The sequence below is a fragment of the Campylobacter sp. RM9334 genome, assembly GCF_020138145.1.
Taxonomy (GTDB): domain Bacteria; phylum Campylobacterota; class Campylobacteria; order Campylobacterales; family Campylobacteraceae; genus Campylobacter_E.
On record NZ_JACGAX010000071.1, the window covers coordinates 1 to 278 of the forward strand.

Below are 278 nucleotides of genomic sequence, written 5' to 3' on the forward strand. Positions count from 1 at the left end.
CAGCTTTTTTACTAACACTTGTATTTATAAAAGAGCTTAAATCTACATAAAATCCATCTATTTTTAGCATTATTTCTCCTTTAACTTAAAGAATTAATTAAGCTTTTAAATCTAGTAATTTATAAGCTTTTAGCTCATCAATTAGCTTTATACTAAACTCGCAAAATTCTTCTAAATTATTTTTGTCTTTTAATTCTTTTTCTTTATCTTCATTTATCTTTAAAGAATTTGAGTTTTTAAATAATTTTATATCTTGCTTTAGTTTTCTTATGTGATTA

The 278-nt window shown here is 20.9% G+C and carries 1 protein-coding gene; it reads right to left on the reverse strand.

The features are described 5' to 3' along the window. Positions 1-97: 97 nt before the first annotated feature. The coding region (locus AVBRAN9334_RS10165) for a hypothetical protein (RefSeq protein ID WP_336607658.1) at positions 98-278 on the reverse strand (181 nt) is incomplete at its 5' end.